Origin of the sequence: Phycicoccus endophyticus (genome assembly GCF_011326735.1) — a bacterium.
GTDB classification, from domain to species: domain Bacteria; phylum Actinomycetota; class Actinomycetes; order Actinomycetales; family Dermatophilaceae; genus Phycicoccus; species Phycicoccus endophyticus.
In genome coordinates this window covers 174,565-187,308 of record NZ_JAANCN010000002.1, presented here as the reverse complement: position 1 = coordinate 187,308, position 12,744 = coordinate 174,565, and the positions used below count along the sequence as shown (strand labels likewise).

At 74.9% G+C, this 12,744-nt stretch carries 12 protein-coding genes and 1 tRNA gene; 3 read left to right on the top strand and 10 right to left on the bottom strand.

The window, feature by feature from the left end; translation table 11 throughout:
• The first annotated feature begins 156 nt into the window (after positions 1 to 156).
• Both cysK and cysE read left to right on the top strand, forming a co-directional pair.
• Positions 157 to 1,086, top strand: coding sequence for a cysteine synthase A (gene cysK / locus G8D98_RS03930; RefSeq protein WP_166099380.1), 930 nt, complete (start codon positions 157 to 159; stop codon positions 1,084 to 1,086).
• Between the two features lie 2 nt (positions 1,087 to 1,088).
• Positions 1,089 to 1,685, top strand: coding sequence for a serine O-acetyltransferase (gene cysE, locus G8D98_RS03925; RefSeq protein WP_166099378.1), 597 nt, complete (start codon positions 1,089 to 1,091; stop codon positions 1,683 to 1,685).
• On the opposite strand, the gene G8D98_RS03920 is transcribed toward cysE, so the two are convergent.
• From G8D98_RS03920 to G8D98_RS03900, 5 genes are all read right to left on the bottom strand, one after another.
• On the bottom strand, positions 1,678 to 4,161 hold the full coding sequence (locus tag G8D98_RS03920) for a CHAT domain-containing protein (protein ID WP_166099375.1): 2,484 nt from the start codon (positions 4,159 to 4,161) through the stop codon (positions 1,678 to 1,680). The two genes, cysE and G8D98_RS03920, sit on opposite strands and share 8 nt — an antisense overlap.
• 95 nt (positions 4,162 to 4,256) lie before the next feature.
• Complete coding sequence (locus G8D98_RS03915) at positions 4,257 to 4,754, bottom strand: hypothetical protein (RefSeq protein ID WP_166099372.1); 498 nt, start codon at positions 4,752 to 4,754, stop codon at positions 4,257 to 4,259.
• Positions 4,751 to 5,347 (bottom strand): RNA polymerase sigma factor, encoded by a 597-nt coding sequence (locus tag G8D98_RS03910; protein WP_166099370.1) that lies wholly within the window; start codon positions 5,345 to 5,347, stop codon positions 4,751 to 4,753. Before G8D98_RS03910 ends, G8D98_RS03915 begins: the two co-directional genes overlap by 4 nt.
• Positions 5,347 to 6,966: a S8 family peptidase gene (locus tag G8D98_RS03905; protein WP_166099368.1), complete on the bottom strand. Its 1,620-nt coding sequence runs from the start codon at positions 6,964 to 6,966 to the stop codon at positions 5,347 to 5,349. The genes G8D98_RS03910 and G8D98_RS03905 overlap by 1 nt, the downstream gene beginning before the upstream one ends.
• Positions 6,967 to 7,469: 503 nt before the next feature.
• Complete coding sequence (locus tag G8D98_RS03900) at positions 7,470 to 7,859, bottom strand: protoporphyrinogen oxidase (protein ID WP_187566683.1); 390 nt, start codon at positions 7,857 to 7,859, stop codon at positions 7,470 to 7,472.
• 130 nt (positions 7,860 to 7,989) lie between these two features.
• Here G8D98_RS03900 and G8D98_RS03895 point away from each other — a divergent pair.
• A tRNA-Ser gene (locus G8D98_RS03895) sits at positions 7,990 to 8,076 on the top strand.
• A gap of 39 nt (positions 8,077 to 8,115) precedes the next feature.
• Here the strand turns inward: G8D98_RS03895 and G8D98_RS03890 are convergent.
• The 5 genes from G8D98_RS03890 to G8D98_RS03870 all read right to left on the bottom strand — a co-directional run bounded on the left by G8D98_RS03890 (position 8,116) and on the right by G8D98_RS03870 (position 12,702).
• The gene (locus tag G8D98_RS03890) at positions 8,116 to 8,553 is read right to left on the bottom strand and encodes a hypothetical protein (RefSeq protein ID WP_166099365.1); all 438 of its coding nucleotides are present in this window, start codon (positions 8,551 to 8,553) and stop codon (positions 8,116 to 8,118) included.
• Complete coding sequence (locus tag G8D98_RS03885) at positions 8,550 to 8,945, bottom strand: hypothetical protein (RefSeq protein WP_166099362.1); 396 nt, start codon at positions 8,943 to 8,945, stop codon at positions 8,550 to 8,552. Before G8D98_RS03885 ends, G8D98_RS03890 begins: the two co-directional genes overlap by 4 nt.
• 177 nt (positions 8,946 to 9,122) lie before the next feature.
• Complete coding sequence (locus tag G8D98_RS03880) at positions 9,123 to 10,826, bottom strand: glycoside hydrolase family 13 protein (RefSeq protein WP_166099359.1); 1,704 nt, start codon at positions 10,824 to 10,826, stop codon at positions 9,123 to 9,125.
• Between the two features lie 35 nt (positions 10,827 to 10,861).
• Entirely contained in the window at positions 10,862 to 11,806 is a 945-nt protein-coding gene (locus G8D98_RS03875; RefSeq protein ID WP_166099356.1) for a nucleoside hydrolase, read from the bottom strand.
• The gene (locus tag G8D98_RS03870) at positions 11,803 to 12,702 is read right to left on the bottom strand and encodes a PfkB family carbohydrate kinase (protein ID WP_166099353.1); all 900 of its coding nucleotides are present in this window, start codon (positions 12,700 to 12,702) and stop codon (positions 11,803 to 11,805) included. Before G8D98_RS03870 ends, G8D98_RS03875 begins: the two co-directional genes overlap by 4 nt.
• Between the last annotated feature and the right edge of the window lie 42 nt (positions 12,703 to 12,744).

The following is a 12,744-nucleotide window of genomic DNA, read 5'->3' as shown; positions in this document are numbered from 1 at the left end:
GAGGTCTTCCGGTGGGGGTGGACGGCATTGCCGTGGGGGATAACGGTCTGTTGGAATATGCATAACGCGCCCGGGGTTGGCCCGGGCAGCACGACCGATGCAGCGCGCCGTCGCCCGCCCGGGCCGTCGGTGCACCCCGACAGAGAGGCGACTTCGATGCCCATCCTCGACGACGTGACCCAGGCCGTCGGCAACACCCCGCTCGTCCGGCTCAACCGGATCATCGACAGCGAGGCCACGGTGGCCGCCAAGCTGGAGTTCTACAACCCGGCGAGCTCGGTCAAGGACCGCATCGGGGTCGCCATCGTCGATGCGGCCGAGGCCTCCGGCGACCTGCAGGCCGGCGGCACGATCGTCGAGGCCACCTCGGGCAACACCGGCATCGCCCTCGCCATGGTCGGGGCGGCCCGCGGCTACCAGGTGGTGCTCGCCATGCCCGAGACGATGAGCAAGGAGCGCCGCGCCCTGCTGCGGGCCTACGGCGCCGAGCTCGTCCTCACCCCCGGCTCGGAGGGGATGAAGGGTGCGGTCACCCGCGCCGAGCAGATCGTCGCCGAGCGTGAGGGCGCCGTGCTCGCCCGGCAGTTCGCCAACGCCGCCAACCCCGAGGTCCACCGGCGCACGACGGCCGAGGAGATCTGGAAGGACACCGACGGCGCGGTCGACGTCGTCGTGGCCGGCATCGGCACCGGCGGCACGATCACCGGCGTCGGCGAGGTGCTGAAGTCCCGCAAGCCGGACGTGCAGATCGTCGCCGTCGAGCCCAAGGAGTCGCCGATCCTCAACGGCGGTGAGCCCGGGCCGCACAAGATCCAGGGCATCGGGGCCAACTTCGTCCCGGAGATCCTCAACACCGAGATCTACGACGAGGTCATCGACGTCGATGCCCAGACCTCCGTCGAGTGGGCCCGCAAGGCGGCCACGGACGAGGGGCTGCTCGTCGGCCTGTCCTCCGGCGCCGCCCTCGCCGCCGCCAACGAGGTGGCGCAGCGCCCGGAGAACGCCGGCAAGACGATCGTCGTCATCATCCCGAGCTTCGGCGAGCGCTACCTCTCGACCATCCTGTTCGAGGGTCTCGTCGACTGACCATGGCCTCGTTCCTCGGCGCCTTCCGCGCCATGGTCCGCGAGGACCTCGACGCCGCGATGGCGCGTGACCCCGCCGCCGAGACGCGTGCCGACGTCGCGTTCAACTCCCCGGGGCTGCACGCCATCTGGGGCTACCGTCTGGCCCACCGGCTCTGGCAGCGCCCCGGGGCCCGCCCGGCCGCGCGGCTGCTGTCGACCGCCGTGCGCGGCGTCACCGGCGTCGAGATCCACCCCGGTGCCACGATCGGCCGGCGGTTCTTCATCGACCACGGGATGGGTGTCGTCATCGGCGCCACGGCCGTCGTCGGTGACGACGTGATGCTCTACCACGGCGTCACCCTCGGCGGGCGCTCGATGCAGCGGGGCGTCAAGCGCCACCCCACCCTGGGGGACCGCGTCACGGTCGGCGCCGGCGCCCGCGTCCTCGGGGACATCGAGGTCGGCGACGACGCCCAGGTGGGCGCCAACTCGGTCGTCGTCAAGGACGTCCCGGCCGGCGCCGTCGCGACCGGTGTGCCCGCCGCGGTGCGCTTCCCGGCCGTCCCGGGCTCGGACCCCTACGACGCCCTGTTCGCCGAGCCGGCCATCTTCATCTGACCGCGCTCGGCGTCCGCGCGCGCCAGTCGGAGCCGTAGAGGCAGAAGACCCCCGCCTCGGGTGCCTCGGCGACGACCTGCGCCAGCGCGTCGGCCGTGTCCGCCCCTGCGGCGACGCGGCGGTGGTAGGCGACCATCGCCTCTCGGGCGACGTCGTCGGCCACCGGAGCCACGGCGGCCAGCACGCTCGTCGCCTTGAGTGAGAGCAGCGCGATCGCGAGCCCGAGTGGCTCGTCCCCCGGCCGGCTGGAGAACTGGCCGACGTCGCACGCCGAGAGGACGACGTGCTCGGCCGCGACCGGACGGGGGAACTCGTGGGCGTAGACGGGCCCGTCGGCCATGGTCACCGCCGAGAACAGCGGGCTCTGCCCCTCGTGCCGGCCGTGGGCCGCCAGGTGCACCACGTGGGCCTCGGCCAGCGCCTCGAGGACGTCGGTGCTCGTCGCGGCGTCCGAACCGATCGTGGCGCCACCGGGCCCGACGGCGGCGGGCGACCGGGCCCAGGCGCCGGCGACCGCCTCGACCTCCTCGGCGGCGTGGTCCAGCCCGGGGCCACGCAACGCCCGCACGGTCAGCCGCGACGCAGCCGGCCCGCGTCCGGCGGGACCGCGCACCCACCGCGTGACGCTCGGGGTCGCCGTGACCGCCCGCCCGGCCAGCGAGGGCAGCAGCCGCCACGGAACCCCCGTCAGCGACCGCGAGGGGGCGACGACCACCCGCTCGCCGTCCGCCCAGACCGGGGAGAGCAGGGCGTCGACGGCGGCGAGGGACGAGCCGGTGGCCCGCTCGAGCGCGGCCCGCATCGGGGAGCGGGGGCCGAGCAGGGCACGTGCGCGCAGGTCCCGGCGCAGCCGGCCGGCGAGCGCCACGGCCTCGGGCACCGCGGCGAGATCCCGCAGTCGCACCCCGGCGGAGGAGACCGTGAGCGCGTGCAGCTGCCCGGCGCTCTCGAAGAGCTCGACGACCGTCGTCCCCGGTGGGCACCCGGCCCGCAGCTCGGTGGCGTCGGCGGCGGCCGGTGCCGCGCCCCGCGAGCCGGCCACGACGAGGGCCCACTCGCGCTCGCTCACCGCTTGTTCCAGCTCCTCGAGCCGGGCCAGCTGGGCTGCCGAGAGGGGACCGTCGTCGGCGAGGCCGTGCCGGGCCAGCCGCAGCTCGCGGGTGGCCTCGACGAGCTCGGGGTCCGGGGGGGCAGCGACCGGGTCGATCCGGTGGGACACCGCCCGCCATCGCTCCACGGTGGTCAGGACGTCGTCGGGGTCCCGCACCGCCATCGCGCGCTCGACGTCGAACGCGGCCAGCCGCCGGGCGTGCAGGGCCAGCGCGGCGCGCACGTCGAGGCTCGAGGAGCGGAACTGGTGTGCCGCGAGCAGCCGGTTGCCCTCCTCGACCCAGCGGGCACTCTCGGCCGGCCGGCCGGCGAGGTGGTCCATCCGTGCCCGGACGAGCAGCTCGTGCAGCTGCCCGGCGAGGGAGTCCGTCCGGCTGCCGTCCGCGGCGTCCAGCCGGCGCCGCGCCCCCGTGAGGTCACCGAGCAGCAGCCGTGCCTCGGCCTCGAGCCGCACCGCCTCCCGCTCGCTGGAGGTCCGCGGGCGGCCGTCGCCCTCGGGGTCGCGCGCCGGGCGGCTGCCGAGGCCGACGACGACGCCCGGCAGGTCGCGGCCCTCGCCGATGTCGACGGCCGCGCGCACGATCTCGGCTCCGGCGACGAGCTCGGCGGCCTGGCGGGTCCGGTAGGCCGCCGTCGCCGACCGCAGGTGCTCGCGTGCGCCCGCAAGGTCCTCGACGAGGATGTCGCAGCGCGCGAGGCGCAGCGCGATGTCGCCGACCTCGAGGCGGTGCCCGTCCGCGTGCGCGGTCGCGAGGGCGTCCTCGAGGGCCTCGCGGGCCTGGTCGACGAGCCCCGCGGCGAGCAGGACCTCCGCGTAGTCGAGCCGGGCCCGGTCGCGGGAGACCTCCGCGTCGAGGGCGTCGGCCGCACGCATCAGGAGGAGGGCACGGGGCAGGTCGTCCTCCGCGAAGGCCAGGCAGCCGAGGTTGTGCCGGGCCTTGAACTCCTGCTCGGCGAAACCGTGCTCGGTGGCGAGGCCCAGCGCCGTCTCGAGGGCCTCGCGCGCCGGCCCGGTCTGGCCGAGGGTCAGGTGGGCGAGCCCCCGGTTGATGTGGAGCGCGCAGCGCTGGGCGGGGGCGAGCAGGGTCTCGTCGGCACCGACCTGCCCGAGCGCTGCCAGCGCACCCTGCCAGTCGCCGACCCGGGCGAGGATGTTGCTCTCCTGGATGTGCGTCAGCGCCAGCAGGGCCCGGTCGCCGGCGGCCACCGCCTCGCCCCGGGCGCTGCGGAGCAGGCCGAGGGCGGGGTCGAGCCCCTCGAGCTCCATCGTCGTCCACGCCCGGGTGATCCGGACCCGGACCGCGAGCAGCGCCCCGGCGCCGTCCGGGGCAGCGTCGAGGAGGGCGAGCGCCTCGTCCAGCGCCACTGCGGCGGGCCCGAACCGGCCGACCTCGTTGTCGGCCCGGGCGCCCGCGAGGAGGCTCTCCGCCCGCTGGGTCGTCTCCGGCTCGATGGGCTCTCCTACAGCTCGATGGCGGGCGTGATCACCGGCGGCGCGCCGGCCACCCCCTGACGGCGCAGGACGAAGTTCACCAGCCCCCGCTCGACACCGGTGAAGACGAACCGGCCGTCGTCGTCGGTCGAGGTCGTCCGGGTGCGGCCGCGCTCGCGCAGCTCGATCTCGACCTCGCCCTCGCTGACCCAGCCGACGATGTCGACCCGGGCCGTGCCGGCGCTCTCGATCGTCACCATGACGCTCAGCCCGTCCCGGGCGAAGGTGACGGTGTCGGCGCGGGAGAAGTCGGTCCCGCGCACGCTGGCCAGGCCCTCGTCGCTGACGATCTCCGCGACCTGGGCCTCGAGCGATGCCACGCTCATGGCGAACTTGACCCGGTCGAGCAGGTCGCCGGGGACCGGGTCGAGGTCGCTGTGCAGGTCGCGGATCTCGGCGAGGAGGACGGCGTCGAGGGCGTCGAGGGGCTGGCCGGCGAGGTGCAGCTCGTTCTCGGGTGGCGTCATGTCGTCATCTCCCATCGGGGGTCGGCGGTCAGTGAGGCCCGCAGCTTGGCGAGGCAGCGCCCGCGGGTCGGGCCGATCGAGCCGACCGGCATCCCGAGGGCGGCCGCGACGTGGGCGTAGTCCGGGCGGTCGGCGAACGCGACGGCTCGCAGGAGGGTCTGGCAGCGGGCCGGCAGGCGGGCGAAATGGCTGCGGACGAGGGTGCTCTCCTCGGCCGCGACGACGGCACCCTCGGGGGAGGGCGCGGTGGCGTCGGGCTCGACGTCGCGCACGTCCTGGGCGGTCCCCGGCTGTTCGCGCTGGGCTCGGGCCACGCGGGTCCAGGCGTCCCGCTTGGTCGTCGTGATGAGCCACTTCAGGACCGACTGGGGGTCGGCGATCGACGCGGCGTGCTCGACGAGCTTGAGCCAGGCGTTCTGGACGACGTCCTCGGCGTGCTGCCGGCTGACCCCCTGCTGCCGTGCGACCGACCACAGCAGCGGCGTGACGTCGTCGACGAGCCGGGACATGCCGGACGCGTCGCCGTCGCGGAAGGCGCGGAAGGCGGTGGCCGCGCGGGTGGCGAGGCTGTCGGCGCCGGCGTCGGTGTGCATCAGCCGACGACCTTCGCCACGGCCCGGGCGGCGCGCTCGCGCCGGTCGGGCCCCTTGCCCGCCGGGCCCTCCTCGGCGAGGACGGAGGCCACCATGCCGACGCACGACGGCGCTGCGAAGGAGGTGCCGCTCCAGACGCCGAAGCCGGTCCGGTAGGCGTCCGGGTCCGGGGTGGCCCGTTCCGGCCGGGGGGAGTCGGCCTCGACGAACACTGCGCCGCGGGCCGAGCTGTCGAGCGTCGTGGGCATCGTGCTGACCACGGCGACCCCGGGCCGGTAGGTCGTGACCCAGCTGCCGGTGTTGGAGAACACGGCGACGTCCTCACCCGTGGGGTTGTGCGCCCCGACGCTCGTCACCGGCACCGCGGTCGGGACGGCGTCGGCCATGGCCGCCGGCCAGAAGCGTTCGGCCGTGCCGCCGTTGCCCGCGGCCGCGACGACCGCGACGCCGGAGTCGGCGAGTGCGCGCAGCGCCCTCATGAGCGAGGCCTCGTCCTCGACGGTGTCCGGACGCTCGTGGTAGTACCCGAGCGAGAGGTTGACGACGTCGAGGGGGTCGTTCGGGCCGCGTCCGTCCAGGGCGGACCAGTGGTAGAGCAGGAGTGCCTCGAGGGCCGCCACGAGGTCCTTCTCGTCCGCGGCGCCGTCGCCCCACATCACCGGCACGACGACGAGCCGGGCCTCGGGGCAGTGCTGTCGCACGATGCCGGCGACGAAGGTCCCGTGCCCGGCGAGCGGGTCGAGGGTGCGGTTGACCGGGTCGATGGTGACGCCGTGCAGCTCGGGGTCGTCCTCGGGGGCGAAGCGCAGACCGACCGGCTGGCCGTCGACCCGGGGGTCGCGGTCGACGTGCGCGGATCCCGGGGGGAACCAGGGGTGCTCGCCCAGGCCGGTGTCGAGCAGCGCGACGACGGGGGAGCACTCGTGACGTGGGCGCGGTGCCGGGAACCGGAGGGAGACCGGCCCGCGCCCGGAGGCGACGCCGGGCAGGCTCACCCCGGAGGTGTAGCCGACGCCCGAGGTGTACCCGACCCCGGAGGTGTAGCCCACGCCGGAGGTGTAGCCGACCCCCGAGGTGTAGCCCACGCCGGAGGTGTAGCCGACCCCCGAGGTGTAGCCGACCCCCGAGGTGTACCCGGCGCCCATGAGGATGTGGTTGAGCCCCCAGCCGCGGACGGCCTCGTGGCCGAACTCGCTGCGGGCCCGCTGGAGGACGTCCCAGGCGTCGAGTGGCGGCCCGAGCCGGGTCTCGTTGGGCACCAGCCGGACCGGGGCGTGGGTCACCTCGCCGAGCCGCTCCGCGTAGCCCCCCTCGGTGGCGACGTCGGCCAGCGGGTTGGGCGGGATCTCGACGTGGAAGTCGAGCTGCTTGCCCAGCTCCTCGAGGAGGCCGCGCGGACCGGCGAGCTGCTCCTCGGTGAAGCCCGGCACGAAGATCCGGTGCGGGACGTAGGCGACCGGCCTGGGGGCGGGCTCGTTCCCGAGGCGGGTGGCGGTGTCGGGGTCGAGGACGGTCGCCCCGAACCGTCGCAGGGCGGTCGTCGGCACGGAGAAGACCGGAGGCACCCGTCGGGGGTCCTCGGGCGAGGGTGAGGGGGCGTCGGGGGTCTGGCCGACCATGAGGGCTCCTCGGATCCGGACACGGCGGCAGGGGCCGCGCCGGGCTCAGCGTAGTGACGGATTCGGGCACTGAACAGGAGTGGCGAGGAGCGGCGGTGATACGTGCAGGTCAGCCCGGCGCCGAGCTGGCGTGCTCCCTCCCGCGGCCGACCGATCGGAGGTGGCGTGTATCAGGACGCGGCAGTGGCCGTCCTCGTCCACGTGGGCCCGAACGGGTCACGGTGCGCACGGCCCGAAGGGGCTCGGTCCGGGTGTACCGCGGCTCGAGCCGGCAGCCGCGGCAGGGAGCGGCATCCATCCGGTTCCCCGGGGTCCATGGCGCACTGCGTGGGGAGACCCGCGTCGGGCGTCGAGCGGGGCCGGCCCGACGTGCCGTGCCGTCCGGACCTGCGGTGCGGCGCGGGTCGCGCCCCGCTCGGTGGGGACCGGCCAGGCGTCCGCGGGCCGCGACGGAGCCTGCCGCGCCCACGGGCCGCGGCCCGGAGACGGTGGTGTCGCTGCCCTCAGTCGGCCGTGCCGGTGGGACGCGTGGCCGCGGACCAGGCCTCGGCGTGGTCCGCCCCGGCCGCTGCGGACGAGGGCGGCTCGGCACCGGCGGACTCCCCACCCGCGGAACGACCGCCCGCATCATGGCCGACCGCCTCGGAGGCGATGGTGCGGCCCTGGCGCAGCTTCTCTCCGGTGGCCCGGGCGGCGTCGGCGACGAGGTCGGCGACGACCGGTGCGGCCTTGGTGCGCGCCACGTCCTTGGCGTTGGCGACCTGCTTCTGGACCGGCTGCGAGCTCCACACCTTCTGTGAGGTCCGCCGGATCTGCTCGTAACGGCGGGTCCCGGCCTTGGCCCCAAGGACGTACCCGGCGGCCAGGCCCGCGAGGAAGGACAGCTTGCCCATGGGGGCTCCTTTCGTCGGTGTCCGACCTTACCCATCCCGGGTGGGGCCGACACCCGGCCGCTCCCGTCGGATGCCGACCGGAGACGCCGCCCGGCTTACCCTGGACCCGCGCTCGGCGGTGTCCGGGCGAGGAGGGCTCGCATAGTGGCCTAGTGCGGCGGTCTTGAAAACCGCTAGGGGCGCAAGCCTCTCGTGGGTTCGAATCCCACGCCCTCCGCGCGGGGTGGTGCGACGTGCGGTTGCTCGGGGGATGTCACTAGTCGCGGGCCAGCTCGGGGGGCCGGACGAGTTCGGCGATGGCTTCCCACCGCTCCGGCGACATCAGGTACGGCTCGGCGTCGCCGGGCCGGTAGAACTTCATGGCGAAGTGGTTGCTCGGCTGGTGGTAGGAGAGGACGGCGACCTGCCAGAGGCTCTCGTCGGGTCCTTCGGTGGCCAGCAGCAGGTCCTGTAGGTACGGGCGCATGCGTCGGGTGGAGAGGATCATCTCGTCCGGGTGGCCGTGGTCGTCGTAGTAGATGGCGTCGACCCGGGCGATGGCGCGCCCGTCGGCCTGCGCGACCACCGCGAACGCGCACCAGTCGATGTCCTCGAACGAGGGCTCACCGCGGAGTGCGTCGATGACGGCGTGCATGGCCTCCAGCTGGAGCTCCTCGACGGGGGTGGCGTCCTTGGGCTTGGTGAACCACCTCATACCGGGCGCACCCGTTCCGCGTTCTGCCGGAAGTTCGCGGGGCTGGGGCGCCACTGTTCGGCGTCCTCGCCGAAGAACAGGTGGTCCTTCCACTCGCCGGTGCTGCGCACGTAGGTGCTCACCATCGCGGCTTGGCGGGCGTGGGTCACGTTCGCCTCGTCGAGGACGTCGTAGGCGAGGGTGAAGGTGGGCGTACTCAGAGTCTTTGGCTGGAAGAAGGGGGGCCCTCCCGCGCAGACGTAGAGCGACTGGAACTCGCGGACCCCTTGGTCGTCGTCGATGTGCGTGGTCAGGATGAGCCCGTCCCAGGGCTTCTCCGCCTGCTCGGCCTCGGTCGCGGCCCGAGCGTGGTACCGCTCTGCGAGGGTTCCTCCCCGCCGCATGTCGTCCATTCGCGGACCCCCGTCACGTCCTCGATCGGCGCCGCGCAGCTTCTGCCCACTCCGCTCGGCCGAGCTGCTCAGTTCCACACTAGCCGGGAGGCCCAGCACCGTTCAGCACGAGCACGCACACGAGAGGCGTGGCGAGCCCGGGCGGTAGTTCCTGGGGGGAGAACCCGGGCGCTCGAACTAGGACGGTGAGACCACGCTCTCCGCCTCCGGGGGGCTCTTGGCGAGCCAGGCGGTCGCGTAGCCGGGCAGGTGGCCCTCGCGGACTGGGTCACTCGAGAGCAGCACAGGTACGTCCGGGAGGGGGACCGGGCTCTCGCCGAAGTTGGAGCGCACGACGACGTCGCCGACACCGAAGGTGACCACCGCCGGGTTCGGGTCCTCGAGCCAGACGAGCTCGCCGGTGCCCAGGCGGTGCGTCCGTCGCAAGCGCAGGGCACGTCGGTAGAGGGCGAGAGTGCTCGCTGGGTCCTCGTGCTGGACGTCGACGGCGTAGGGCCCCCACGTGGCCGGCTGGGGGAGCCACGAGCGCCCGTTCGGGCTGAACCCGTACGCCGGAGCGTCGGCCGCCCAGGGGATCGGCACCCGCGCGCCGTCGCGGCCGGCCAGGGTGCCTCCGGAGCGGGCGAAGGTGGGGTCCTGGCGGTCCTCGTCGGGGATGGTCGTGTGCTCGGGCAGCCCGAGCTCCTCTCCCTGGTAGAGGTAGGCGCAGCCGGGCAGGGCGAGCATGAGCATGCTGGCCGCCCGGGCCCGCCGGGCCCCGACGACGAGGTCGGGTTGCGGGTCACGTGGGCCGATCCCACCGTCGGTCGGGGTGCCGACCGGCAGGCCGAAGCGCGAGACGTGCCGGACGTCGTCGTGGTTGTTGAGGACCCAGGTCGTCGTCGCTCCGACCGCGCCGTAGGCGGCGTAGGACCGCTCGACGACGCTGCGCACCGCCGCGGCGTCGTACGGGGTGTCGAGGAACTCGAAGTTGAACGCCTGGTGCATCTCGTCCGGCCGCACGTAGCGCGCGAGGCGCTCCGGGGGCTCGACGTGTGCCTCGGCCACGAGGATGCGGCGGCCGGGGTACCCGTCGAGGACGGTCCGCCAGCGCCGGTAGACGTCGTGCACGCCGGGCTGGTCGAACAGCGGGCTACGGGTGCCGTCCGGGGCCTCGCGCGAGGAGAGCTGTAGCTCGGGCGGGTGGTCCGGCAGGCCGGCCGCCTTGACGAGCCCGCGGGCGACGTCGACCCGGAAGCCGTCCACGCCCCGCTGCAGCCAGAAGTGGAGGATCCGCTCGAAGGCCGCGTGGACGTCCGGGTTGGACCAGTCGAGGTCGGGCTGCGTGGAGTCGAACAGGTGCAGGTACCACTGGCCGGGGCTGCCGTCGGGCTCGGTGACCCGGGTCCACGCCGGCCCGGAGAACACGCTGCGCCAGTTGTTCGGCGGCTGCCCACCCTCGGGACCCCGGCCGTCCCGGAACAGGTAGCGGGCCCGCGCGGCCGAGCCCGGGCCACCGGCGAGGGCCGCGCGGAACCACGGGTGTTCGTCCGAGGTGTGGTTGGGTACGAGGTCGACGATCACCCGCAGGCCCATCCCGTGTGCGGTGTCCACGAGCTCGTCGACGTCGGCCAGCGTGCCGAACAGGGGGTCGACGTCGCAGTGGTCGCTGACGTCGTACCCCGCGTCGGCCTGCGGAGAGCGGTAGAACGGCGAGAGCCACACCGCGTCGACGCCGAGGTCGACGAGGTGTCCCAGCCGTGCCGTGACGCCGGGGAGGTCGCCCACGCCGTCACCGTCGCTGTCGGCGAAGGAGCGCGGGTACACCTGGTAGATGACGGCGCCACGCCACCACTCGGCGTCGCGGGCCAGGGGGTCGGTGGACGAGGTGCGGGAGGGCATGGGGACGGGGGCCGGGCCTTTCGTGCGAGGCAGCGTCAGAGCGCGGCCAGGAGGAGGGCGAGGAAGGCGTCGGTGTCGACCTCGAGCGCGATGCGCGCGTTGGCCGGCGGTGGGTCCTCGCGGCGCCGCAGGTCCGCGACGGTGATCCCGCGACCGACGCCGTCGCGGACGACCTCGACGGCCGCGTCGTGCCAGGTGAGCAGCTCGGGGTGGGTGACGGCAGCGACGGCGAGCGGGTCGTGCAGGTGCACCAGGCCGCGCACGGCCGACCCCGGGTGCCGGGTCCGCAGCGCCTCGACCCAGGCGAGCGCGGCCTCGCCGGCCAGCCGGGCGAAGGCGGTGTCGCGGGCCGCCAGCTCGCGGCAGCGAGCCTCGTCCAGGTGCACGCGGTAGGTGACGTCGAGCCCGACGAAACGCAGTGGGGCCCCGCTGTGGAGGACCACGTGAGCGGCGTCCGGGTCGGACCAGATGTTGAACTCCCCGCTGGTGCCGGCGTCCCCCATCTGCCCGAGGAAGTAGCCGCCCATGACGACGATCTCCCGGACCGCGCCCGCGACGCGGGGGTCGAGGACGAGGGCGGTGGCCACGTTGGTCAGCGGCCCGATGGCGACGACGGTCACCTCACCGGGACGGGCCAGCACGAGGTCGGCGATCGCGGCCGGGGCGTACCCGGGTGCCGGCGTGCCCCGGCCGAAGTGCTCCAGGACGGCCGGGTCGGCAGGGCGGACGCGGGCGGGGTCGAGCAGCGGGCCGGCGGCACCCCGGACGACGGGGATGTCGGGACGCCCGACCATCTCGAGCAGCCGCAGGCTCAAGGTCGTGGCGCTCGTGACGTCGGTGTTCCCGGCGACGGTCGTCACGAGCCGCAGGTCGAGGGTGGGGTCGGCGAGCGCGAGGGCGAGGGCAAAGCCGTCGTCGACGTCGCTCCCCGGTGCGCCGAGCGCGAGGTCGGTGTCGAGGACGATCGTGCGTCCGGTCACCGGCGCGTCTCCGCGGAGGGCGGGGGCAGCGCCGCCCCGCGGACCTGGACCGCCGCGGCGCCGGCGAGCGTCGCGTCGTCGACGGCCCGGCGCAACGGGCAGCCCTCGGCCAGGCGGGCGGCCAGGACTCCGGTGAAGGCGTCTCCGGCACCGGTCGTGTCGACGACGGGGACACGGGGGCTGGCGACCGTCCACGCCTCCTGTGCGGTCGCCACGGCGGCACCCCCGGCGCCGAGGGTGAGCACGACGCTGCGAGCGCGCCCCAGGAGCGCGCCCGCGTCGGTGGGCGGCGCGCCGTCGTCCGCGTCGCCGAGCAGTGCGGCGGCCTCGCTCTGGTTGACCACGAGCGGGTCGGCGAGCGCGATCACCTCCGGGTCGAGCGGAACGACGGGCGCGAGGTTGAGCACGAACCGGGCGCCGGAGTCGCGCGCCGCACGGGCTGCTGCACCGATCGCGTCGGTCGGCACCTCGGCCTGGGCGAGCACGACCGAGCCTGCCCCGAGCCGGCCCCGGAGCCCCTCGAGGACCTCCTGCGGGGTGAGCTCGGCGTTCGCCCCCGGGACGACGATCACGGCGTTCTCGCCGTCGTCGGTGACCGTGATGACCGCGGTGCCGCTGGGCACACTCGGGTCGTGAGCGACCCCGGCGGTCTCGACGCCACAGGAGGCGAGCTCCTCGACCATCGCCGGGCCGTGGTCCTCACCCACGCGCGCGAGCAGGAGCGGACGCGCACCCGCCCACGCGGCGGCCCGCGCCTGGTTGGCGCCCTTCCCTCCGACCGCCGTGAGGACACGGCGACCGAACACGGTCTCCCCCGTGCCCGGACGGCGCGCGAGGAGCACGCTGACGTCGTGGTTGACCGACCCGACGACGGCGAGCCGGCAGGGGTGGTCCATGCGCGCTCCTTCCGCCGGCCGACGAGCGCGGCCTCCGGGCGA